Genomic DNA, 25776 nt, shown 5'->3' with positions numbered 1-25776 from the left:
ACTCTAAATCAGTCTTCCGACAGAACCTACTGCACTTATAGCCATGCTTTTTTCAATTGCATTACCGTTATTATATAGATGGCAGGCATCTTCATAAATTTCAGGCCACTTTGACAAGCTGTGCTTGTTCTCATTGAAGAATCTGTCCATTGTTTTTCTTAATTCAGCATTAGTATTAATCCATGCTTCTTGAGGATTCATTCCATAATCCACCTTAAGTAAATCACGCTGCGTCCTCTTTAATTCGCGTAAAACAAGATCTTTTATAGCTGCAATTCGTACCCTATTTCCTTTAATATTTATATAATGTTCACCATTTATAGTTATACCATTATGTTTAAATTTTGCAGCATCTGGGTACTTTTTCTTTACCCATTCATAATAAATATAATGATCTTTTCTATACTTGAATGGAAGTGATAAACAAAAATCAAAAAAATCTACATTCATAAATGGAGACATATCAATACAATAACGCCTAAACGTTGTAGAATACCCCATACACGCTCCATTAATTGCTCTATTTTGGAACATACCAATTTCATATGATGGCGCATTTTTTTCAGTCTCTGTTAGATATTCCGCTAATTTCGGTATAAGTTTAGACGAAACTGCTCCATCTCCCAAGCTATATGGTCCATCTTTTTTGTTATGCCAACATCCCAAAACCACATCACCAATAACACCCGTGTGAACAATACCCCAATTATTAGTATTAACATACCTCAAAAAATCATTAAGTTGTGCAGGCCACAAATAGTATATCAACCCATCTGCGATATCAATGGATTCCTGAATATTCAACATATCTAATCCATTATCCAAGCTTTTAAATAACCACTTATTTCCAAGTTTTCTTGCCATCAACCCCGGTGTAACGCAATCCTCCTGTCCGTATTCAGAATAGGAAAAATTTAGTATTGGAACATCAGCAATCTTATTTGCTACAAAAGCAGTCATACGACAATCCATTCCAGCACTTAGCGGAATAGCGTTGTCATAACAATATTCATTATTTTTATTTATTTGCAACTTTACAGCTTCTGTAAATAGTTCATCTATTCTTTCAATTGCATCATCAAGTTTTATCCGTACTTCTTCTTGATGTATTCGATAATAAGAATCTTTATAAATCTTATCACCCTCATATTGTAATAACTCGCCTTCCCTGAGTCGCTTAATTTCCTTCACTAATGTATGATCTTGATACATAAAAGCATATGATAACAATGAGTATATACCAATCTCATCTACAGAATAATTGAAATCTTCAATACGAAAATAGTCAACAATAGCATTGACTTCTGAAGATACAATTAAGCTATTACCAACATGTGCATAAAAAAATTGTTTTGTAGCAAATTGATCTGAAAATATATATGTCCTTTCTCCAGCAACAACTATCCCACAAAAGCTCCCCCTCAATTCAGATAATAGCATTTTTAAATTGTTATTATTTACACAACTCAAAAACAATTGCGTCATATTGTCAACTTCATATTTTTTAAACAATTGCTTTGAATTAAGTATTACGCCTTCTAATGAAATACAAACATGCACATCACTATATAAGACTTGATCATTGCAAAATCTTCCCTTTTCATTACGTGCAATATAATAATTCTCAGATTCCACAACATGGCAACTACTTTCATTATTATTATTGATAACTATTTCTTTTATTTTTTCAGTAGCAATTCTATTATTTCTATTGGTTATAACCGCAAAAGTTCCTAACATATTATAGTACTCCTAACATATTCTTTACTTATTCTCAATACACTTTTTATAAAGATAACCCCAATATAGCGTTCCTGAAGCAAAGTTAACAATCATCCTGATAATAACTACTCCGTACAATCCTACTGTCTTAAGCATAATATAATCAAGGGCAAACAATATCAATGCAGACAATGCTGCGACTACAACGTTAAATCTTACATATCCTAGTGCTGGTAGTATATTCATCGGAAGCATACGAAATCCTGCATTAAAGAAAAAACTCCACCATATTATTATACTTAGAAACATAATATCAGAATATTCATCACCATATGCAATACTAATAATAAAAGGGGTTAATACACACCCCACAATAGTAATTAGAAGATTTATAATAAACGTACCAAACCCTATTCTTTTTAAATAACTCCACGTTTCAACATTTGCACTTTTTTGGGCAACAAGTGGAAAAAAATATATAACTAACGTACTAGTCACAAAAGGTAACTGACTAGGTATAAGGGAAGCCACTTTATAATTAGCAGTTATAATTTCATTTTTCAAAATATTATTTATAAGAAACATCTCATTATTAGGCATAATCATTGAAAAGACATTACTAACAAGCATAGATATTGCTAATGCGATAAATGATTTAATATCTTGACCAGATAAAACAGAACAATGCTTATGATCTGAATAATAACTAATTAACGTAGGAAGAAATACTGCAATAGAAATTATCATTGCAATCCCCCTTGAAATCGGCACACCAATAACACCAATTGTTAGAGCAGTTATTACACTCAAAACAAATGTCAGCAAAACTTGAACAAAACTTGATATCGCATATTTTCGATTCTCAAATCTCGATCTCAAAAAACTTTGAAAAAGGTGTACCCAATAGTATAAAAAACCATATGGCAATAAAGAATACATTATCTTTTCTGTTCCATCGAATGGAAATTTAATATACTTCGTAATTATTAACAACACTGTCAAAACAATTATCTGAAAAAGAGTCCCCCACTTAAATGCAAATCTATAAAATGCAGCATTTTTTGATTCATCATTCTGCACAGAATACTTTAGAACAGCTGATGACATTCCTGCTCCAGAAAAAAGGACAATATAACTGTATATATTATCCGCATACCCCAAAACAGCATAGTCACTTTTACTTACCAAACGCACAATAACTATAGATGATAAAAAAGCTATCATCTTTGAAGAAGTACCACCTATTAATATATCGAAAAAGCCTTTATTTCTAAGTCTAGAAACCTCTTGTTTAATACTCATATTCAAAAATCCCCAACATCATACTACTAATAATTTTACACTCTCTTTATTTTTATTACTTAAAATACTGTTTTTATCAAATGGCATAACAGAGAGTATAAATAGTAACATGGGAGTTAATCTTAGCATACCAGTCCAGATTGTTGTCTGATTTATTGCTTGTGAAGCATATATAACAGCAACTATAAATTTCAGCTCTTTACCTAGTCTAAATAATAGTTTTTCTATAAGCCTTAAAATCAGCACAAACATTATCGGGTCGATGATAATACCAAGCATGCCAAATTCATAAATAGCTCCTCCAAATAAACCATTATTTGCACTCATTTCCCATCCATAATATGTCTTTCCTATAACAAATCCAATATTATTATACTGAGAATGGATATCAAATATACTTAATAAATCAACATATACATCAGTTAACCAATCTGATGGGTGCGTTTTAAAGAAATCATAGTATTGAGACGCTATTATATTAGGAACGATACTATATCTCCTAAAAATGTTTGTAATAATCCCAACTGTATTATTAATGTCAAATAATCTAAATTCCAAAACTTGTGCCACTAATAAAAACATGTAGCACATACAAAGCTTTAAACTATTTATTTCATAAAATCCCAAAATAACTGCCATTCCTAAGTAAAAGACAAATATTCTATTACCTTGTAAAGTGAAATAAAACAAAATAAATACAAAATACGCTACTGCAAGCCCCCATTTTCTTTTCTTCAAACTATAGGTAACCATAAAACAACTGAAATATGCCCCCCAGTATTCCAGTGCCAAAATAGCCCATCTTGTATTTAATCCCCTTGCCGCAATACGTACTCCATATGGATTTTTTACCATAGAAATAAATGTCGAGGCCGAAAATGACCTACTAAAATATAATGTCAAAAAAAGTGGGAGTATAAAACTACAAATTACAACGAATCTCTTTAAATAAAACAAACCATCGACTTTTATAATAAATAAAGGGCGTTTCGGAAATCGAATGATATTATCTGCGATAATCATAACTAAAAAATAAGCAAAATACTTAAGTATATAAATCCACTCAAAATTCAAAGCTCCTGCAATGACAATACCTGGCATATAATACAATAACACAAGCAACTGAAGTACTTGTCCTGAAAAATCTAGCACTATATAGTATCTCCGGATGAATATATACCAAATAATCAACGATAATATCAATGAAAAAAGAAGCTTAGGAATATTAATACTTACTACATACTTATACGTTGTAAATTCTACACACTTATATTGAGGCCATATAAATAATGCGAGCACAAATAACAAAATTAAATAAACAAAGTATCCAACTATAATAACTTTAGCTTCTACTCTGTATTTATAAGCACTTTTTTCTCTCTGGATCATTACTTGCAACCCTCTATCATTCTGCATTAAGCCTTGCTAATAAAATGAATCATATAACATATCAGCTGTTTTTCAATCACTTAGAAACTCATTTTCAAATCAATTTTGCTAGATATTGAATCCATTACTCAACTAGAGGCTTAAGGATTTCACACCATTGAATATTATTAGTAGCATAATCTCTCATGTCACTAATTACGCATTCATTTCTTTCTTTGTTAATATTATTCAAAAATTCAACTACTTCATACATATCTATAGCACTATTATTATCTTTAACAACAAGGCTATATTTAAACCTATCATTACTAAACATATAATCCTTCTGAGTAGTAATAAATGGTAGACCCTTTGCACAATATTCTCTTGTTTTAAGTATCGAAACTCTTTGGAAGTCCATCACGTGATATATTCCCAAACTTCCGATTCCCAAATCCGCATCATTATATAGTTTTTCTAATTCATCTCCACTTTTTGCCCCTAAAAATTTAACATATTCAGATACACCATGATTTTCTGCCAACTGTATCCATTTTTCTTTATATGGTCCTTCTCCAATTCCTATGAAAGTTATTCTAGGCTTCTCAACCTCCTTTTTATAATACAGACTCAATCCCTCAATTATTCGATCAAATCCATGCCAAATTTGCATTCCCGCCACTCCAATTATTACAAGTGAATCAGGATTAAACTCCTTTGCCTTTCGTGGCTTAATCACATCTAAGTCAATACCGTTAGTAATCTCTATAACCGGAATACCATATATCTCTTTGAAATCTGAAAAAGTTGTAATAAGATTTACATAATTTTTTAATTTTCCTCTATAAAGAACATCTCTAAAATACAGAGGCTTATCCAACAATGACTTTAATTCTTGTTCATATGGGTATGTTGGCATTTCCAAAATAATTTTACAATCCGGATGATAATTCCTTACAGTTTTTAAAACATCCACCAATCCTCTGGATGCACCTTGGTATCTAATATAGCAAACATCTATTTTATTTATTGAACAAATTCTTTTCTTTATTACTCTATAAGAAGTAGCATAATAACTTGGGAATACTTTTTTCAACTTTTCAATAGGATTATTGACACTATTGCTTAAATTCTTCACTTGAAAGCCAAGCTTTTCAAATGCTTCACACTGCATTTTTATTTTTTTAGCGACTCCCATATATACATCCGAATTCATATCTATTGTAGAAATATATACTAGAATTCTCATACAAACCTACCTTTTTATTAATAATATCACCAATATCTAAATAATCACTTCTCTAGCGATTTCATAATTGTATCATATGATTCAGTTGCAATTTTGTACCAACAATAATTTTTCCTAACATACCTCTTACAACTTACAATATACTCATTTCGCCTTTCCATATAATCCTTAGCAGCTTTTTTTATTGAAGCAGCAATATCTTCGCTATTCAATTCCGTTTTCCATCCAACACAGTTTTTCACAGCTTCATTCGCAACGTTTGTTCCAGGTGATAATAGACAAGGATTACCATATTTCCATGCTTCCAAAACAGTCATTGGAAATCCTTCATGACGAGAAGTCAGAATCATAATTCCATACTGCTCTAATTCTCGTCTCTGCTCATCTCCATAAATGGGGCCTCTTTCAATTACCTCTACCACCTCATACCTTTTTATTCTTGACGAAATATATTTCTTTTCTCTTTTACTTCCTTTTCCATACAGATTAAAGCGTATATGACACCCTTCCTTTTCTAAAATATCTAGCGCATCAAAAAGACTATTTAATCCTTTTTCCTTAATATCATATCTTCCGATATAATAAAATGTATTAAATGAATTATCTCGAAAAGTCTTATCATATTCTTCATATGTTATACCATTGGGAATAATTATATCAGATGACGTTCTGAACCTTGAATTATCCAATTCACTATTACTCAAAAAGACATATCCCTTTGCTCTATTCATATATCTTCTTAATAAAATGTTATTCGAAATCAACTTTTTAAATTTTGACTTTTTTAATCCCTCTATAGAAAAAGACCCATGCGGTTCAATAAAATATGGAATATGCTTTTTCAATAAATAATTATAGCAATAAAGATACTCAAAATAGTAATGACTATGGAATATAACAACATCCGGTTGATATGAATCAATATATTTCTTAAAAGAACCGTCTAATTTATCAAAAAAAACAGAATTAATTTCTGTAATATTAGCCTTTAACGATAAAACTCGCGCCTCAAATCCGTCAATTTGATTTTGTGCATTGACCAAATCGCGTAAAACTACTGGAATTCCTCCGACAGAATTTAAATGTGTCGCTGTTATATGCAATAATCTCATTATTATTTTCTTCCTAATAATCTTATCTTTTTTGCTGGCACCCCAGCATACAAACAATTTTCTTCTTCCAAGTTTTTATTAACTACAGCCCCTGCGGCAATAATGCAATTTGAAGGGACAGTAGCCCCAGGCAAAATAAGAGCATTAGTAGCTATCCACGTTCCTTCACATATTACAGTCCGATAGTCACAATGTTTTCGCTCTATATTTTTTGCGTTATCACAATAATTATTTGTATCTAACTGCCTCGTAAGAATTTTAGCCCCATCAGAAATAGTTACATTATTTCCTATCTCAAGCCCTCCATAACATTGCAATACACATCCAGAATTAATTGAAACGTTACTTCCTATTTTTAGCCGCTTTATGCAATATATTTTCGGTATACCATTTATCTGTATTTTTTTCCCCCATAAACTTGGATGAAAAAACCTATACAATTCTCTTAGTACCTTGTCAAATATCCGAATAATCATTTCTACCTCAAAAATTTCTTATAAACCCAATTCTGAATTTTAACAGGCATTAAATACATCCCAGTCTGCGCTATAAAAACGATAAGATAATCGCTAAAAGTACTATATCCCATCTTCCAAAACTTCCTAATTGTTGCTATATAGCTCCAAGTATTTTCCCATGATTTCCTTCTTACCGCTAGTTCATCTGAACTTCTAAACCAAAGTAACGCTTCATCAATGTTCTCTGCTTTATAGCCCTTAAAAAGCATACGCCCAAAAAGATCCACATCTTGATTACGTTTTAAATCTGCATACCCCCCCTCTGCTAATACTGCTGACTTCTTGTACATAACCGCAGGGTGATTAAATGCAGATCTTTTCTTTGCAAAGTTATATATTGAATTTGAGTTTGTAGGTACTTTTCTCTGTGAGATTATATTATCTATACTGCCAACAAATTCATCTATGTGAGAACCAACTATTGATAGCTCTGGCTTTTCATCGAAACGCTTTAATTGTTTTTCGCACCTATCTGGCTTACTGATATCATCTGTATCCATTCTGGCAACAAGTTCATTTCTGCAGACTTTAAGCCCTTCATTAAGTGCCAATCCCAAGCCTAAATTCCTTGGATTTTTTACTATATGAAGATGCCACTTGTATTCATCAACTATCGCATACAACTCGTCAGTTAATGGGCCGTCCTCTACAAGTACTATTTCATCCGGTGAAACAGTCTGATTTATCATTGAATCTAATGCAAGCTTTAAATATTCAGGATGCTCTTTTTTATATAAAGACATCAGTACACTATATTTTTCCAATTGTTATAATGCTCCTCTAATATCTAAATAGATACTTTTATATATGTTCTTCTAACTCATCAGGAACTTCAGGTATTTCCTTCAGCACTTTCCAGTTACAACTTCCCTTAAGCACTGCCTCAATAGTCATAAAGATAAGCTTCCAATACATAACAATGCCCTTATGCTCAACATACCACGCCTCAAGTTTTCCCTTATAAGGAAGAATAACTCTGAAATAGAACTCATCCTTTTCTTCATGAGTTTCAAAGGTCTGTAGAAGCTCTTCTTCATTTCTGAACACAATGGAACCAATTCCTGAAAGTCCAGGCTTAGACTTAGCGAGCTCTTTTTTTACATCTTCTGAATACCTAGAATACTCTTTTACCACTAATGGTCTGTAACCTATGATACTCATCTGACCTGATAGAATATTAAGTAGCTGAGGAAGCTCATTTATCTTAGTTTTCCTAAGGAATCTTCCCATAGGAAGTATTCTTGGATCATTTGCTTCAGTATATAGTCCTCCAGCCATATTGGGACTATTTCTAAGCATTGTAGCAAATTTAAGTACCTTAAAAGGTTTTCCACCTTTACCTATTCGCTCCTGGCCGTAAAAAATATCATGTTCTCCGGTAAGCTTAAGTCCTATCATGATAGGAATCATAAATGGTAGGAGAATTATAATAGCTAATAATGAAAATAAAATATCAAAAAATCTAGTCATTATTCAAAGCACCTTTTAATAATACTAATTACATAATTCTGCTGTTCTTCAGTCATTTTAACATCTGATGGCAAACATAAGCCTCTGCGGAATATATCTGCTCCAACATCTATGCAGGAGCCCTCAATATATGCATTGGTCTTGCCCCTTCCATTTCCTTCTATAGTAATAAATGGATGAGTTCTGTAAATAGGTTGCAAATGCATAGGCTTCCAGATAGGTCGTCCCTCTGCCCCAAATGCTGCTAACGCATCAAGTATTTCCTGTGGACTTGACTTACCTACTTCATAACTCCACATGTAGTCTGATTCTCCTCTAACCATAGGAGCCATCGCATCAGAATCTATTATCATACATGATAACCAAAAGTTCGGAACTGACTTATCTGCGTCAAAAGGATTCATAGAAACAGGAAGTCCACTTAATCCTTCTTTGTATCTGTCATATATCTTTTTCTTCAATTCAATATGCTCTTTCAAGTAAGGAAGCTGACCACGGATAACACCAGCAACAATGTTGCTCATCCTGTAATTGTAACCAATCTCCTCATGTTGATACCAAGGAGCAGCTTCTCGACTCTGAGTGCTCCATTTCCTTACCTTATCAGCATCCTCTTTGGAATCTGTAAGGAACATGCCACCGCTACTTCCAGTAATAATCTTATTCCCATTAAAACTTATAGCGTTGTAGTTTCCAAGAGCACCTGTCTCCAACCAATCATCACCAAGCTTGTACTTGGCACCTAGTGACTCAGCTGCATCCTCAACTATCAATGCTCCATGCTTATCACATATTCTTCGAATTTCTTCCATCTTACCCGGAGTACCATAGAGGTGCGCTACTACTACCAACTTTACTTCGGGATAAATCTCAAAAGCTTTCTCAAGAGCTTCTGGGCTCATGTTCCAAGTATCATATTCTGTATCAATAAATACTGCCTCTCCATCTTCGTAAGCAACAGGATTTATCGATGCATCAAAGGTAACATCAGAACAAAACACCTTGTGACTTGCAAGAGTACCGACATTCGGTTTTGCCTGCCCATATAATTTTTCGCCTGCAAGTTTTGTTGCAAGATGAAGTGCAGCAGTTCCTGCACTAAGACCAACTGCATACTTAACTCCAACATATTCGGCTACTGACTTCTCAACTTCATTAATATTCTGGCCAGCAGTTGTAACCCAACCAGTCTCAAAAGCTTCGTGAACAAATTTTTCCTCTTCGCCATGCATTGTTGGAGAAGCTAGAAATATCTTTTGATTTTCTATTTTCTTTAAATCTTTAAATCGAATATCTTTTAAAAAATCATACATCATTCTTTTCTTCTTTCTTTTTAAAATAGCTTTAAGATACTATCACATTTATCTTTTAACATCAAATAATTATCCATTCTTCACAGAATCGTGCATTTCCGCTTGCTTATCCTCTGTAAATCCTTCCGTACTTTCCTTCTGAACGAGAATCTTAACCGTTTCAAATATAATCTGAAGATCTAGAAGGATTGAGAAATTTGTTATATAAAGAAGATCAAGTTTGAGCTTATCTAATGCTGTAGTGTTGTATTTTCCATAAACCTGAGCATAACCTGTAAGGCCACCTTTAACAGAATGGCGGAAATTGAATTCTGGAATATCCTCGCTATACTTTTCAACGTGTTCCCATCTTTCAGGACGCGGTCCAACAATTGACATATCGCCTTTTAAGATATTTATAAGCTGCGGAAGCTCATCTACTCTGCAAGCTCTTATAAGTCTGCCTACCTTTGTTATCCTGTCATCCTTCTCTCCGGCAGGATGAGGTCGACCATCTTTTTCTGCATCCACAATCATTGAGCGGAACTTAAGAATCATAAATCTTTTGCCGCCAATTGTCACTCTCTCTTGTTTGAAGAATACTGGGCCCCCATCTTCAAGATGAATTGCTACTGAAACAATAATAAATGCAGGACTGAAAACTATTAGGGTAAAAAGACTAAGAAAAATGTCAAAAGCTCTTTTTACAAATCTCTGAATAGGTCCAATGCCATTATTTCTATTAAAAAAAAGAGGCGCATCAATTAGATTAAGTTCCTCTGAATTCTTAACCAAAATGTCAGCAATTTTAGGAACAAAGTACACTCTTTTATGAGCTTCAAAACAAATTTTGAGTCCCCTGTTCTCTTCATGAGCCGGGAGATCATTTAAAAGAACTGCATCGTAAGCTCTGATACGCTCCCTAATTACTGCTTCATCCTCATGGCAGGAAATTCTATCGACAACATTGTATTTGTACTCAACGGCGTTTATCTTGGATACAAGATTGTTTGTGTACTCACCATATATCTCGATAATGCGAAGTGGAGGGAATGCCCTTCTATATATATCAATCATTGGAACACATACCAGACAACAGATAATAGCCTGAATACCAAACATTATTAAATACATTTTAATGAATTCAAAAACATACCTAAACTGTCCAGAAACCGCACATGAAACAAATATTTCAAAAAAGGCCGTTGTAATCAATGTCAAAACCTGCGCTGCCAATATATTAGCTTTTCTCTCTACTCCAATCTTAAATGCATGTAGCCAAGTACCGATTGTAAGATATAAAATAAAATATATACCTACAGACATACCGATGTTACCTACACCACGAAGCGACTGCGATCCAGGTCGTAGCATTCCATCCTGACCAAGTCTGTTTATAAATCCAATCCAATTGTACAAAAATATTGCAGTGGCTATCACCGCCAGCATTATCATACAAAAATATCTAAAAATGTATTTACCATTCTTCCTTGAAGTGTTTGGAATTGTCTGGTGTGAACCGCTGCTTGTCATCAATCTTCCTCTTTAACCTATTATTTTATATTATTAGTATATCAATTTATTACATACACTAAAATGGCGATGTTATCATAACACCGCCATACTTTACTGTTTCCATAGATTATCATATTTTGAACAAATAGTCAAAAATGTGTGTCTTTTATTTGAACAACTTCTTCACTCTCTCATAAGAATCAATATCCCCTATATCATATCTATGTCCTGTCATATTCCAGGCATGCATTGCTGTCTTATGGCTTAGCCACGCTGCAAAAGAACCCGGAGCATCATACCCGCATCCATCATCAAGCGCTTCCTTGATTCTGTGTATATCTTTTGATGTGTAAATGTAAAAAGGTGGCACAGCAAGATAACCTTTTGGAATTTCTGGCTTTTCTTCATAAGAGGTTACCATCTTGTCATCATTTACAGTTATAACAGCTGTTTTCTGAAGCTTTTTGAGTTCATTTTCTTCATGACACATCACGCAGGATGTATCTACAGTTTTCTGGTAGCTTATGAAATCCTTCAAGCTAAAGTCAAGCATATTGTCACCAGCCATAACAAGATAATCATCATCTTCTCTACCTAATGAAACAGCAAGTTCAAGGTCTTTTACTGCGCCAAGTCGTGTCTCATTAGTGGATGTTCCATCGTCAATAATGATAATATTTTCTTTTCTTTCTTTTGCCCATTTTTCAAAGTGGTCTGCAAATTTGTGATTTGTAACAACCAAGAACTGATTAACTTCTGATGATATATCATCGATGAGCCAGTCAAGAATGGGCTTACAACCTACATCCAATAAAGGCTTAGGAAAATTTTCTGTTAACGGATAAAGTCTTGTAGCATATCCTGCTGCTAAGATCACGCATTTCATAAATTCACTCCTATCCCATCTGCAAGTGAACAAATGGTCGCTGTATATTTTTCTTTTAATTCAGGGTAGATGGAAAGATATTTTTCTTTTACTCTTGCCATAATTTCTTCTGATTTATCCGGATCTATAATTGCCATGCAACACCCCTTGAATCCGGCTCCCGAAAATCTTCCACCATAGATTCCATCTGTTTCAGTCATTATATTATACAGAGAGATAAGCTCTGGACATCCACATTCGTAATTCTCAATTGAGCTTTTACCGCTTTCAAAAACAAGCTGCCCAAACCTTTTCAGATCACCTTGTTTCCATGCATCTACTCCAGCAATCACTCTTTCATTCTCACTATAAAAGTGTTCAGCACGTTTACGGAAATTAATAGGTAATCTATCTTTATATTCTTCATATACATTATATGGAACATCTCGAAGAACAGTGTCCTTAAATTTACCATAAGTCATTCCTGCATAAGCCAAAAGGTTGTAGGCTGCTGCCTTGCACTCATCCTGTCGAAGGTTATATGCGCTGTCCGCTAGAGACCTTTCGAGACCGGAAAAAAAGATTGCTATTTTGTATGGTTTCATATTATCAGGTGTCTTAATAATTGCATTTGAATCATCAAGACAATCAAGATATAACCAAGAGTTTTTTCTGCCAAGTACTTCGCAGCTCTGATCCAATTTCCCACAGTTAACACCAACATAGTTGTTCTCTGCAGCTTTGGCCATCATAATGGTTTCCCAATCACCAAGTTTTATATTATTTACAGAAGCAAGCGCTGTCAAAAATGCAATAATAACCGATGCAGAGGAAGATAATCCTCCAATAGGAAGTTTTCCTTCAATTACAGCGCTTACACCATATCTTAACGGATACTTCTCATTTAATTCTTTTGCAGCAGCACGGCAATGGTCTGCCCAATCTCCAATTTTGTTCTCTGGTATTTCTCTAACATGGAATTGCGCACGCTTTGGAAATTGTAAGCTTTGAAGTTCTATAACACCATTTTCCTTTTTCCCATATGCTATATGGATTCCTTTATCTATGGCACATCCCAGAATTCGTCCGCCATTGTGGTCTACATGCGCTCCCAAAGGTGCTACTCTGTAACCACAAAAGGCATGATAGTCCGGATAGTGATTGTATAATTCTTTATATTTTTCGTCACAGTTCATTGAAGTGCCCTCACTTTGATTATTATTCATTCAATAAAAAAAGCATGATCTATTCGCTAGAACAGTTTCCCCATTTCACAGCCAAGAACTTTTCTGAATTAAAGTACTGTCAAAGCTGAATCTTTCTGATATTTCTTTTTCTATTCAAACAATTGTATCTGTTTAGATGGAACAATCCAAAAGCCTATCTAAACTGCCCAGTAATAGCACAAAAAGTAAACATTTCAATGAATGCCACAGTAAAAAAAGCAAATTGTTTTACCATACTTTTAATTATTGCACTATCAGATTACCATTTATATCATACTTGAACTCTCCACTTACACTTCCGTCATCATAATACTCCCGTTCAATATATGCAACACCTGCAGTATTTTCTATAGGGTTTCCGTCCAGCCCATAATACTCTTCACGAATTATCTTTTTGTTTTCTTTGAAGGTTCTTTTAATCTCAAATATTCCGGAATTTATGAGAGTAGGATTTCCTGCTTCGTCGTAATATTTAAGAACGCTTATATTATTGGCCTCATCGTATTCATATTCTACCATATGATATCCGGCACTAAGAGTTATCTTTTCACTTGACAATCCATAGTAGCTCTCAGTAGCAACTCTTTTTAAACTGTCATAGGTTCTGTGGACTTCGCAGTACTGATCACTTATCAGCATGAGATTTTCATCAACGTCATAGTATCTTATAACGCTTCTGTCCCCTGCCTCATCATATTCATAACCCAAAGCATGATAACCAGCGCCTCTGGTTACTTTATTGCCATAGCCATCATAGAATGCCTCAAAGTTGACTCGTTTATTGTCATCGTATCTGTAATGTACTTCTGCATACTCTCCGCCTATGAGAATAGGATTGCCATCTTCACCATAATAGATTACAACACTAACATTGCCATTTTCATCATACTCTCTACTATATGCGCAATATGCTCCTGACAGGATGATGAGATTTCCATCGCTGTCTCTCTTTTCTTCATAAATAACGCGCCCCTGACTGTCAAATTTTCTGTTGACTTCTGTATATCCTTCACTGGTTTCGATGCCAAAATACCTTATCGAAATGTTGTTGCCATCATCATCATATTCTTTTACTACAGTAGCATATCCTGCCTCAATTTCCATGATTTCACCGGCCGTACCATAATAGGTTTCTACTGTGACTCTTCCTCTTTCGTCATACTCCCTATGTACTTCCGAGTAGCCATAGGTAGTCATAACAGGAGAGTCTTCTTCATCAAGATATATGATGACATTTATGCGTCCGGAATCGTCGTAGTCATAGCGGCAACCGCTATAGCCCTGAGCCATATCAATGCGATTTCCTTCAATGTCATAATAGGCTTCATAGGCTGCTTTATTATCAGAGTTGTATTCACGGACAAGTTCTGCATAGCCACTTGCAGTAATAATAGGATTTCCTTCAGTGTCATAGTACCATATGTGAGTGGGATTTCCTTCCACATCAACCTCTTGTCTTAGTGAAGCATATCCATTTGTGCAAAGCACAGGTTCTCCATCCAAACCATAGTAGCTCTCTTCTATAATGTAGTTCAAGTCATTGTAGACTCTCTTTACTTCAGCATAACCCTGAGATATGAGCATGAGTTCATAATCTTCGCCGTAATATCTCATATCAGTGACATTTTCATTTTTGTCATATTCAAACTCTGTCGCATATTGCCCGGAGGTATTTGCTGTTTTGTTTCCATCAAGATCAAAATATTCGGTTCTGACAATCTGATAAACATCATTGTAAAAATTGTGCTCATCTATGTTTGGATAGGAGTGATAAGTCATCATCGTTATATCCATATCAATATCCTGGGCAAGGGTTATACTTGCAGCATAGGTACCCGTACCTTTATACGATACATCATATTCCATGCTATCAAAATTTGATGCATCTGAAAGCTCCATTAATTGATCAGGATATATATTGCCTTCATACACCGTCTTGCCTCCGTTTGTAACAACAAGTTTTCCAAGTGAGCCAGCTCCGGTCAAAGATTCGTTTTTAAGACCATTTGTCCGCAGAGTAAGCGTCAGCCCGCCATTTACTGAATAAGAATAAAAATCATCTGTAGAATATGTTTTCTCAAATGTCACCTGAGTGTCGTCCGTCAGCTCGTAAGAAACAATTTCAAAATTGTAGCTGTTATCACCGGTGATTGAAAGGTCAAATTGCTTCCCATTTGTCACAAAAGTAGCTACAAAGTCAATTTCATTATTTTCATCAAGATCTTTTGCAGAAATATTTACGCTTCCCAGGCTTCCATCTTCAGTGGAAGCATTGATGACACATATTCTGTCAGCCCACGGCTTTTTATCACCTTTTAGTTTTATCGTTCCTGAAAAAGTGACTTTATCTTTATCAATGTTAACCTGAGCGAAATACTTCTCCGAAACATTAACTTCATTTTCTGTATAATAATATCCGGCAAGATGATAGCCAGCATCAACAAGGGCTGTTTCCACACTCTTATCATTGGTGTAAACCGACGTGGTGTCTGTCAACTGGGCATAAAGCCAGCCTCTTCGCATTATCGTCATCTGCCTTGCATCAGTTGAATCCACTATAATTGTGGATGTTCCGGTCCTTGCAAGATCATGTCCCGAATATAAAGATCTCTTTATACCTTCAAACTCGTTGTAGTATATTTCAGGCAAAACATCCGCGTAAACAGGCTCTACAGCCGCTTCAGTAATCAGGTTTATAGCCTGTGCATCCGTCAAAAGTCTTTCTTTGTACTGTTCCGAATAGTTTTTGATTATGCTCCCGGTAATAACATATACCGCAAATACTGCCAGCACATAAGCCGCGCACAATACGATAACTATCCTATCTTTATTCTTATCAAGAAGCTTGTAGCAGATATATGTAAAAATGAAAGCAAATCCAAAAACAAGGCCTATAGCAAGCATTACAGGAAAGGAAAAAGCATATTCATCATCTAATCCGCTGATTTCCATAAAAGTTCTGCTGCGCGATACAGCAGGTGTAAAAAGCAATAAATATACTATAATTGATCCTATTATTAGGGCAGCCTTCTTTATAAATTTAATATTAACTACCGGCTTCTTGAAATTTAAGAGTTGGTCTGGAACAATCCAAGCTGAATAAAAAGGAATCAACACCAGGTAATTTGAGAAAAAATCATCAAGAAAATGCCCTTCTTCAAAAGAATGGAGTGAAAGCGCAATTGTAGCAAAAACAAGCCTTCTATTATCAGTCTTGATTGCCTTGACTATCATATATATCCAACATGAGAGGACTATTACCGTAAAGATAATTCCGTAATTCACTAAAAGATTGATATACGAATCATCAAGGTAGGTATACGTAAGGTCTGTAGTAAACTCCTCTCCATATACGTTATACCCCCATGTCCCCCACAAACCGATTCCACTTTCGTTATAAATTGCAGCAGCATAGACCAGCCTGTGATGAATCAAATCGTCAATTTTATATGCAAACGCATTTCCCTTGTTGTACAGAACTACAAATGTAACTATAAAAGCAGTCAACACAGGAGTCAAAACAATAGCAACAAAATTTATGATTTTTTTTATCACCTTGAATACCGGATTATTATCAGAAAACTTTTCCTCTAAAAAGCCATACAGTATCAATAACATCAAAACTAAAGATGCGTATGTTGAAGTATCTGATGAAATATAGAACTTCGAAAGCAAATGACAAATAAGCAACACAGCAAAGCTAACGTATGTCGGCACGCCTCCGGCTACAAAGAGCGCTATAGCTGCAAACAGTATCCAGCTGGCAGCATCCGAAGAATTTATCGTACCCAGAATGGCTGTAATTCTTCTAGAAGATACGACTCCTGTATTGTAAATAAGTCCGGCAAATGAGGCTATATATTCAAGAAACAATAATACAAATGAGAATATAGATATATGTTTGAGTAGTCTTCTATAATCTATCTCTACACTTCCAAGGGCAAGCAAAAAGAAAACCTTTACCACTCTCCCGGAGTTAAAATGAGAAATCAGCAGACACAAAAATAACGCCATTCCTCCTTTAATGGCAGCCTCTTTAGGTCTATAGCATATAAAAAGTCTGGCCATAGCAATAAAAGGCAAAGCATAGTAAGCAATAGAGAATATACTTCCAGACAGCGGAAATTCTGCTTTTGAAAAAGACGCAATTCTATCATACAAAATCATGCAAAACGCAATTTCATACAAAACCTGAGTAATCTCGTTTAATTTGTCAAAATCGATTCTGTCAATCCTTAATTTGTCGTAGAGTATTTCTTCTATTCTCAGCCTCAGGATGCTTTTTCTTCTTTTAACTCTCCTGACTCTTCTGACTTTTCTGACTCTTTTGATTCTTTTTCTTCTCTTTAAATCTTTATGCATTAAAACTTTCTTTCCTTTATCGCTTGCTCATAAAACCAAATGCAAGATATCAAGGTATCTACTCTTCTTGACATATAGGTTGCGCAACGCTGTAAAACACATCTCATCATCAAAATAAAATATGCTGATATTGAATTTGGGAATTCAATAATAAAAAAGTGCCTGCGGCACTTCTGCTACCTCGTTTATGGTGAACTTATACGACCATTATTTTCTACTTATCAATGCTATTTGCGTTTTAATCTCTCCTAAATAAATCTCTTGTGTACACTTTATCTTGTACATCATCAAGTACAGATCCTGGATAGGTGACTGCCACTTGTTGATCATGTCTACCTTCTCAGGTACAACATCTACTGCAGTGACTTCATTATGTTGTGAAAGAAGTACTGCAAGCGAAAGTCCTACATATCCAGTTCCTGCTACTGCTATCTTCAGGTTTTTTTACTACCTTTATACTACTTTTTAATATCATAGTTTTTTTTCTTAACGTGAAAACAGCGATGTTAATGTAACATCGCTAGTTTTTGTTTGCTAGTAGATTAACACATGTTGGGGGATTAGTCAAAAAACAACATTGTCTTTTACACGTACTCCATTTCGATCCTACATGTGTGCTTCTTATTAACCTTATCATAGCTAATTCCGACCAAAATAACTTCTTTTACTTCTTGTTTTTCAGCTACTTTTCCTTTAAATCTCTGAACATAGTTCTTATCTTTAATTTGTTTTAGTGCATTGTCTGCTGAATCATCAACTTTCAATTCCAAGATAATACCTGGCTCTTCTTTTCTCCTTGGGTAAAAAATGAAGTCAACAAATCCTTTTCCACTTTTATTCTCACGCTGAACATCATACCGATCTCTCGCAGACAAATATGCCAAATTGACAATTGCAGATAAATCGGACTCATTATTGTACATAAGGATTGGTGCCTCTGTATCATGAAACTGCTCAAGAATCCGGGCTATCGTATCCTCTTCTCCGTTTAAAGTAGCCTCAAGCACCTTTTCAGACTCTAAAGCTAATCTATGAACATATCCCAATGATTCCTCTTTTTCAAGCATATCCGCAAACTGTCCCAATAGTTTCTGATTGGGAATCATTACAAAACCATCTGCATAGCTTAAAAAACCATAAACTACCATGGCAGAAAGTATCTCATCTCTGGTCTTAAGATTCATTGATGTTGCCGCATATTCTTTAGTTTCACATCTAACCTTATCACCTGTAATCATCCTTGCCAAGTCATCTTTTACACCATTGACATTATTTTTAGTTCAACCATAAAGCTATACCCTAAAGAACTTTAATTATCAAAACTTTTCTCGTTATAATTTTCGATTATATTCCGCTAAATGCTTATAACATACTATTACTTTGTTCCCAATATTTAAACATCACACGATTCAATTAGCGCATTTATTCTTTTTAACCGCTGACTCTTTGATCGTGTATTAGATTGCATGCTATCCAGATATTTCTGAACTCCTGGGTAATCATACGATTTATCTCGCATTTTCAAATAAAACTCATCAAGTTTTCCTCTTATAGCTGAAGGATTAATGTTCTTTTCAATCATAACCTTGCTGAATGCAAAAATAGCATAGAAATGACTAACGCCTTTTAATTTGTATTGATCAAAATTAATATCTAATTCTTCAATGTATTCTAGTATTTTTTTGAACCGCATTTCTATACTATCTATCTGCCCATCAGTTAACTTCTCATTCCATTTTTTGTATTCATTATCAAGTGTTTCCTTCGCATTACCATCCGATGCATCATCATTCAACAAATAGAACAAAAGTTCAGACGCATACTCTTGATCTTGCATACGGCTTACTTTCATTTTACCAATATCATCCCAATTTATCATATCGGTTACTCTTTCAACCAAACTCATTATCAACGTATCATGATATTTTGCTTTTCTTAATTCTTGTTCTTCTAACTGTTCTCCATTCCTATTTAATCTATCAAAAATAGCATCTACTACATCATTTTTATCTGTATCAATGTATTCAACAGAAATCGAATATCTCCATAACTGTTTTTTGTAATCAAGCAGTTTTCCTTCTAAGTCATCAATTTTTAATCCATTTAACCTTGAATCACCATATGCCCCCTCATCAAAATCTTGAGGTAATTCCAAATCACCCTCAATAAATTTAATAATAGCAGTCAACCTCTGTTTTCCATCAATGACATCATATTTTGTGGTCCCAGTCACCTCATCTATTTTTTGATGCAAAAAGATCGGAGGCATCGGGTAATTCTTTAATATCGTGTCGATCAAAAATCCTTGCTTATCTTCATTCCAAACATCGCCTCGTCTTTGATATGCAGGATCAAAATTATATTTTTCCATTTTATATCGTTCATAAAATTCTGATATAGTAATACTTGTAGAATTTCGTTTTAAAATTACAATATTATTCATAAAGCCCCCCTATACTACTTGAATCCGAAAAGAGAACATAATTATCAAAAATAGATGAAATCACAGCCTCTAACGATTTTGGTGGATTTGGGTTAACCATAGAAATTTCAACATTTTTAGGTGTATTAACTAATATGTCATCAATTTCTCTGCGATCAACATGCCAATATGATAATCCGGAAATAACCATCTTATCTTCTGAAGTCATATGATTAACCATTGTTTCTATCTCGTCCCTTATTTCCTTTGCCCACTGAAATGTCATCCGAGATGAATCTCCTGATGGTGGAATCATAGCATCAATATAATAATTTTCATCCAATTTGTCATACCTCACTATAAAATTTGTTAACTTTGCTTCATACATATCGGGATCTTTTCTTATACTATATGATGACTTTTCACCACTATTTTGATGACAAAAGCTTATTGAACCATGAGGCTTAAATATTTTGATTTTTTCATCGTTATCTGTTAGACCAACTATATTAAATCCAATATTGTGTAATTTTAACACTCTCTCTAAAAAAATATCATAATTATACGTTATGATATTAATCTCATCAATTAAATCAGAATTATTTGCTCCATTAATTAACCTATACCATCCCCATTCATTTATTTTTTCACTCATCAGTTCACTATCAAGCACCAGGTCATTATACATAATAAATAGATGTTTCAAATAAGCTATTAGCTCATAATACGCAGATCTATAAATATTTTCAGATTCTGACAAATCTAACATTGTTCTCGTCAAAGTATTAGCGCACGAAATAATATCCTCAATCATCTCTTGCGCGTCCCTCTCATTCATATGTGGACGTGCACCTAAATTCCATAAGTTTCTACAATTTTTATATGACAAAAAACCCTTCTTGCCTTGCCCATCAGGCCACTCTACTAAATCTCCTTTGCAAAAAAGATTTTTAGTATTAATTACTTCACTTTTCCCTAATTTAGAAATCAGGTCAATTGTGAATCCATTACCTAGCAACAAAATAAGTTTAGACATTACCCACACCTTCACCATTCTGATTACTACATATCTGTATAACAATTTTAATTATAACACACCATTTTACTTTTTCTGCCTATACGAAATATTCTCTTCGTAGCAACACTTCCTTTGCAAAAATGTTCTTAGTAGAAAGTTTTGTTATGCTATTTATTTTGCCATTGCATTTGTCACAAAAGGAAACTTAATAATTAGTTCCTTATCCTTCTCAATCATGCTGAGAAGTCTGCTTGCAGTTCCTGATGGATGATTTGTTCCTGCTTCCCATGCTTCAACTGTCTTGTCTGAAACGCCCATATAACTTGCAAATATCTTCTGCGACATTCCAGTTGAATTTCTAATTTTCTTTACCTCATCTGCTTCATACACTTTAACAGGCTCAACTGTTACCTTATGCCTTTTAAGTACCTTCTTAGCACTCTTGGCATCTTCCAATGCTTCATTAAGACCTGTCATAATGCTTTCATATACGTTATTACTCATATTATTCACCTCCAAGGCTCTTCTTAAGTATTTCAATGACTTTCTTGATTTCGTTGCGCTCTTCCTTTGAAAGATTATCCTTTGCTTTCTTAGGATAAACAGTGATAAGATACACTGTCTCTGCAAACACAAAATCAACAAAGCAAACTCTGGCTCCACCACTTTTCCCTTTATTGTTATCACCCAAGGCAATCCTAGCCTTGTGAAGACCACCTGTGCCTTTCATTACTGGATATTTATCGGGATGCTCCATGATATCAATTTCAAGCAGCCGTAAGTCGTCATCATCAAATCCTAAGTTGTCCCAGTTGCGGGAAAACTCCGGTGTCTGTACAAATGTTCTTGTCATAGTTCCTCCTGTTACCTTTAATATACTCCCTATTCAATAGGGTGTCAATTCAATTTTAAGCGACTTCACCTTTATATAACAAGTCGCTAAGTTTTTCACGGACAGAAGCATATAGGTGAAAATATGCCAGTGAGCATGTCATCTCTGCAAGCTTATTTCTCAGGCTACATGCAGTTGCCTTCTTTCGGTCTATCACGGTAGATATGCCAAGCTTGCGCACACCACCATCTGTTTTTGGAATCTCAACTCGCCTGACTGGCGATGGGGTATACTTGCCGCGGTATATGCGGTCAGTTAACTCCTGCTGATGTTCCTTAAGGTACGGAAGTGCCTCTTCAATGGTCATACCGTCAATACCTGGCGCTCCCTTGTTTGCCTTAACTCTTTTATACGCTCTGTTAAAGTTGTCCTTATACAGTATCGCTTCCAAGAGCTTCGGCTGTGCACTGTCTCTTTCTTTCCATATCCGATTGAATGACCTAAGCGCTTTCGCATACCCTTTGTGTTCCGCACTATCTCTTTGCGAACAGCCATTATCAATGTTTTCTGCCATTAACGGTCATTCCTCCTTTCTCGGTCATACTTAAGACTCCTACTGATTTCGGTCCTTCAGTTAGCATGTCCATGTTTCCATGTCCATATCCCTACTATGACCTCTGCTGACTTCTGCGTGTTCAGCACCGCCTCGTTTCCTTGGACGGTGGTTGCTCCTTTCAGAGCGTTTCGCGCAGACCTCCCTAGGTACCACACGTTTCTTCCTCTCCATCCATCTGCCTCATTTATCATGCATGATTCCGTGTAGTTATCGGGCTTCGACTTGTATAGCATCCTTACCCTCATGCATAACCTCGTATGAGATTTCTGTACGTCAGACCGGAGATTTGCCCGTGGGTTAGTATGTTCCCCGCATCCAGCTTCCTTCAGATTCCGTCTCGCGGCGGACGCCCTTGCTTTCAGCTATATCCTTCCCACTACCGGGCGGATTCGGGACTTAAACCCGTTAGAAACGTGCGCCGCTAGGCGCACTACTAAAAGGGCCTGACCCTCAAAGTCAGACCCTCAAAACGCTTGGCAAACCCTCCAAAAGTTTGATTATCCAACAAAAGCATCAAGTTTTTTCCTTACTTACATAATTGCTCTGCGATTTATCACTAACAATCCAATTCAAAATATAGTAAAATTATTACAAATTTCCGATTAACAGGAGTATCCACATGAACAAAAAAGATACCTTTTTCCACAAGTTAATAATGAAGTTGCCTAACTACCTTGAGAAGCTTGTAGCAGCCATACTGCTTATAGGTGTAATTTATGGTGGTTTCCATCTTGTTCTGGATGCATTTTCTTTTACAAATAATGCTGCAGATATTGATGCTTTGGAGTACATTGAGAAGCTTCTAGAATCTGCATTCAGCGTGATCATTGTAATTGAGTTTGAGAGAATGCTCGTAAAGCATTCAATGAATACAATAATTGAAGTGCTTATTTTTGCCATTGCGAGAGGCCTTGTGGCAGGACATGAAGAAGCTTTATATGTTCTTATCAGAGTCCTGGCTATCGCTGTTCTTCTGTTCTGCAGGAAGTTCCTATTCAAAGAATTTGATTTTGAAGAGGAGCAGTAATTATAATGCTTTAATTGCTAAGCAATTTTGCCGCATATGAGCAAGTAGGTACTATCTTTTTGCACTCCCGGTCCGCTTCTTCAAAAACCTTATATACCAGCCTCTTTGCTATTCCATTCCCACCGTATTCAGGCTTCACTTCTGTGTGATAGATGGTGATTATGTCGGCGCTTTCTTGGAAATCACATTCACCGATGATCTGCCCATCTTTATCCACAGCAATGCTCCTATTATTGTCATTATCCAGTTTTACCATCACTTCATGATTATATATAATATCCAAAGCTCCAGAAGGACACTGTTTTACAGTCTTCCATATTCTTTGTGTCTCATCCTGACTTAGATCAATCCAAGGCTTTCTTTTAAAATCAAAAACTTCAGGGCAACCTGTCACGCATTTCCTGGCATGCCTGCATTTATCCGAATTCCAAAACACTGAAATATCATCAGTTTCGTATAATCTGTGCATATAACTCCCTCTGTCACTAATCGAGTAGGAGGCGGTGACTAACCGCCGTCCTCTCAGTCGAGTAAGTAAGGGGAGTTTCACCCCAAACTTCTCACGGAACCGTACGTGAAGATCTCCCTTCATACGGCTCTTATCATTTAACAATACGAATACATATAGCTCCAATGAGCAAATAACCTAGGCTCTCGTTTTCTCACAGACGAGAGCCATTTTTCAGCTCTACGTCTATGCCCACGGAAATTCTTATATTTGCACATTGCCCATTTAACCAATCTACGCTCTACGCATTGTAACGTATATTTCATAGCTGAGGGATTAAACTTCCCAAAGTAATTAGTCCAGCCTCTTAGCATGGGGTTAAGAAGTTCCGCAATCATGTTGATTTTACAGCCCGTTCTCTTATGGATTTCTAATGCTTTGACCTTGTCTCTGAATGTCTTAGCAGACGCCTTACTGACTGATGCAATAAAGTTATACCGCATTTTTCCATCTTTACACATGATATGTACCGCTTTGAAAGTGTAGCCAAGAAAATCGAACTCTGTTAAGTCTTCATTTCTCGTCCTATCCTTATCTTTGCAGTACACAATCCTAGTTTTAGTGGGATGTAATTCAAGTTTGCATTCCGCGAATCTTTTGCCCAGACTCTCTTTTATATAAAGAGCCTCCTCCTTTGTTTTGCAGTGAACTACACCATCATCTGCATATCTCTCAAATGGTGCATCTGGAAAATATCTGCTCATCCACATGTCAAATACATAGTGCAAGAACATGTTAGCTAACACAGGACTAATGACTCCGCCTTGGGGTGTCCCTGCTTTTCGCTCAACCACTTCTCCATTTTGTAACACAAAAGGAGTTTTAAGCCATCTTTCCACATACATACATATCCAAGGTTCATCCACGTGTCGGCGTACCACTCTCATCAATAACTCGTGGTCAATGTTGTCAAAAAGACCTTTTACATCTAATTCGATTACATAGTCATACTTCCAACATCTTTTCCTAGTCATCTCTATCGCATCTAGCGCCGACTTGTTTGGTCTGTAGCCATATGAGTCATCACAAAACATTGGTTCTACCGCTCGCTCGACATACATTCGTGCTACCATCTGTGCCACCCTGTCTGTTATAGTTGGTATCCCAAGGCGTCTGACACCTCCAGTTTTCTTTGGTATTTCAACAGCCTTTACTGGCAACGGGAAATAGCTTCCAGAACTCATTCGATTCCATATTTTATAGAGATTATTATTCAGTCTCTTTTCAAATAGCTCGAAATCAACGCCATCTATTCCGGCACTTCCTTTGTTTGCTTTAACTCTTTTATACGCTTCAATTACAGCCCTTTTGGGTATATCATATTGTTTGCTCTCGTTCATCAAATCCTCCTA

The 25776-nt window shown here is 35.4% G+C and carries 21 protein-coding genes and 2 pseudogenes; 1 reads left to right on the top strand and 22 read right to left on the bottom strand.

The features are described 5' to 3' along the window. Positions 1–3: 3 nt before the first annotated feature. The 20 genes and pseudogenes from C4S54_RS10220 to C4S54_RS10125 form a co-directional block, all read right to left on the bottom strand. Positions 4–1740, bottom strand: a complete 1737-nt coding sequence (locus C4S54_RS10220) for a hypothetical protein (RefSeq protein WP_103869446.1) — start codon at positions 1738–1740, stop codon at positions 4–6. Between the two features lie 24 nt (positions 1741–1764). After that, positions 1765–3024 carry an oligosaccharide flippase family protein gene (locus C4S54_RS10215; protein ID WP_103869445.1) on the bottom strand — a complete coding sequence of 420 codons (1260 nt, stop codon included), beginning with the start codon at positions 3022–3024 and terminating at the stop codon, positions 1765–1767. Positions 3025–3042: 18 nt separating this feature from the next. After that, positions 3043–4413: an O-antigen polymerase gene (locus C4S54_RS10210; RefSeq protein ID WP_103869444.1), complete on the bottom strand. Its 1371-nt coding sequence runs from the start codon at positions 4411–4413 to the stop codon at positions 3043–3045. Between the two features lie 124 nt (positions 4414–4537). After that, the gene (locus C4S54_RS10205; protein ID WP_103869443.1) at positions 4538–5641 is read right to left on the bottom strand and encodes a glycosyltransferase; all 1104 of its coding nucleotides are present in this window, start codon (positions 5639–5641) and stop codon (positions 4538–4540) included. 44 nt (positions 5642–5685) lie between these two features. Beyond that, positions 5686–6753 (bottom strand): glycosyltransferase, encoded by a 1068-nt coding sequence (locus tag C4S54_RS10200; RefSeq protein ID WP_103869442.1) that lies wholly within the window; start codon positions 6751–6753, stop codon positions 5686–5688. A 2-nt stretch (positions 6754–6755) separates the two neighbouring features. Then, positions 6756–7229 carry an acyltransferase gene (locus C4S54_RS10195; RefSeq protein WP_103869441.1) on the bottom strand — a complete coding sequence of 158 codons (474 nt, stop codon included), beginning with the start codon at positions 7227–7229 and terminating at the stop codon, positions 6756–6758. 2 nt (positions 7230–7231) lie between these two features. Beyond that, complete coding sequence (locus C4S54_RS10190; RefSeq protein WP_103869440.1) at positions 7232–8035, bottom strand: glycosyltransferase; 804 nt, start codon at positions 8033–8035, stop codon at positions 7232–7234. Between the two features lie 37 nt (positions 8036–8072). Further along, positions 8073–8741, bottom strand: coding sequence for a sugar transferase (locus tag C4S54_RS10185; protein WP_103869439.1), 669 nt, complete (start codon positions 8739–8741; stop codon positions 8073–8075). Beyond that, positions 8741–10057: a DegT/DnrJ/EryC1/StrS family aminotransferase gene (locus C4S54_RS10180; protein ID WP_242973782.1), complete on the bottom strand. Its 1317-nt coding sequence runs from the start codon at positions 10055–10057 to the stop codon at positions 8741–8743. Before C4S54_RS10180 ends, C4S54_RS10185 begins: the two co-directional genes overlap by 1 nt. A 66-nt stretch (positions 10058–10123) precedes the next feature. Beyond that, a complete protein-coding gene (locus C4S54_RS10175; protein ID WP_103869438.1) occupies positions 10124–11566 on the bottom strand; it encodes a sugar transferase in 1443 nt (480 codons plus the stop codon). 148 nt (positions 11567–11714) lie between these two features. After that, entirely contained in the window at positions 11715–12434 is a 720-nt protein-coding gene (locus C4S54_RS10170) for a sugar phosphate nucleotidyltransferase (protein ID WP_103869437.1), read from the bottom strand. Then, entirely contained in the window at positions 12431–13609 is a 1179-nt protein-coding gene (galK, locus tag C4S54_RS10165) for a galactokinase (RefSeq protein ID WP_103869436.1), read from the bottom strand. Before galK ends, C4S54_RS10170 begins: the two co-directional genes overlap by 4 nt. Before the next feature lie 273 nt (positions 13610–13882). After that, positions 13883–18001, bottom strand: coding sequence for an RHS repeat domain-containing protein (locus C4S54_RS10160; RefSeq protein ID WP_103869435.1), 4119 nt, complete (start codon positions 17999–18001; stop codon positions 13883–13885). Between the two features lie 270 nt (positions 18002–18271). After that, positions 18272–18439 (bottom strand): annotated as a pseudogene (locus C4S54_RS16320) (UDP-glucose 6-dehydrogenase); the annotation flags it as partial. A 146-nt stretch (positions 18440–18585) separates the two neighbouring features. Then, entirely contained in the window at positions 18586–19239 is a 654-nt protein-coding gene (locus C4S54_RS10150; protein ID WP_103869434.1) for a PD-(D/E)XK nuclease domain-containing protein, read from the bottom strand. Positions 19240–19394: 155 nt separating this feature from the next. Next, complete coding sequence (locus C4S54_RS10145) at positions 19395–20444, bottom strand: GmrSD restriction endonuclease domain-containing protein (protein ID WP_103869433.1); 1050 nt, start codon at positions 20442–20444, stop codon at positions 19395–19397. Next, a complete protein-coding gene (locus C4S54_RS10140; protein ID WP_103869432.1) occupies positions 20437–21459 on the bottom strand; it encodes an SIR2 family protein in 1023 nt (340 codons plus the stop codon). Before C4S54_RS10140 ends, C4S54_RS10145 begins: the two co-directional genes overlap by 8 nt. Positions 21460–21612: 153 nt before the next feature. Further along, the gene (locus C4S54_RS10135; RefSeq protein ID WP_103869431.1) at positions 21613–21945 is read right to left on the bottom strand and encodes a helix-turn-helix domain-containing protein; all 333 of its coding nucleotides are present in this window, start codon (positions 21943–21945) and stop codon (positions 21613–21615) included. A 1-nt stretch (position 21946) separates the two neighbouring features. Next, complete coding sequence (locus C4S54_RS10130) at positions 21947–22294, bottom strand: type II toxin-antitoxin system RelE/ParE family toxin (RefSeq protein WP_103869430.1); 348 nt, start codon at positions 22292–22294, stop codon at positions 21947–21949. Positions 22295–22478: 184 nt separating this feature from the next. Next, a pseudogene (locus C4S54_RS10125) lies at positions 22479–22847 on the bottom strand (group II intron reverse transcriptase/maturase); the annotation flags it as partial. Between the two features lie 661 nt (positions 22848–23508). On the opposite strand from C4S54_RS10125, the gene C4S54_RS10115 reads away from it, so the two are divergent. Beyond that, entirely contained in the window at positions 23509–23916 is a 408-nt protein-coding gene (locus C4S54_RS10115; protein WP_103869429.1) for a hypothetical protein, read from the top strand. Between the two features lie 10 nt (positions 23917–23926). On the opposite strand, the gene C4S54_RS15865 is transcribed toward C4S54_RS10115, so the two are convergent. After that, on the bottom strand, positions 23927–24385 hold the full coding sequence (locus C4S54_RS15865; protein ID WP_160110747.1) for a GNAT family N-acetyltransferase: 459 nt from the start codon (positions 24383–24385) through the stop codon (positions 23927–23929). Positions 24386–24522: 137 nt separating this feature from the next. Then, positions 24523–25764 (bottom strand): group II intron reverse transcriptase/maturase, encoded by a 1242-nt coding sequence (gene ltrA / locus C4S54_RS10100; RefSeq protein ID WP_103869428.1) that lies wholly within the window; start codon positions 25762–25764, stop codon positions 24523–24525. Positions 25765–25776 lie beyond the last annotated feature (12 nt).

This window comes from Butyrivibrio sp. Su6 (genome assembly GCF_900108105.1).
Taxonomy (GTDB): domain Bacteria; phylum Bacillota; class Clostridia; order Lachnospirales; family Lachnospiraceae; genus Butyrivibrio.
The sequence above is the reverse complement of the archived record's forward strand: the minus strand, read 5'-3'. Positions and strand labels throughout refer to the sequence as shown.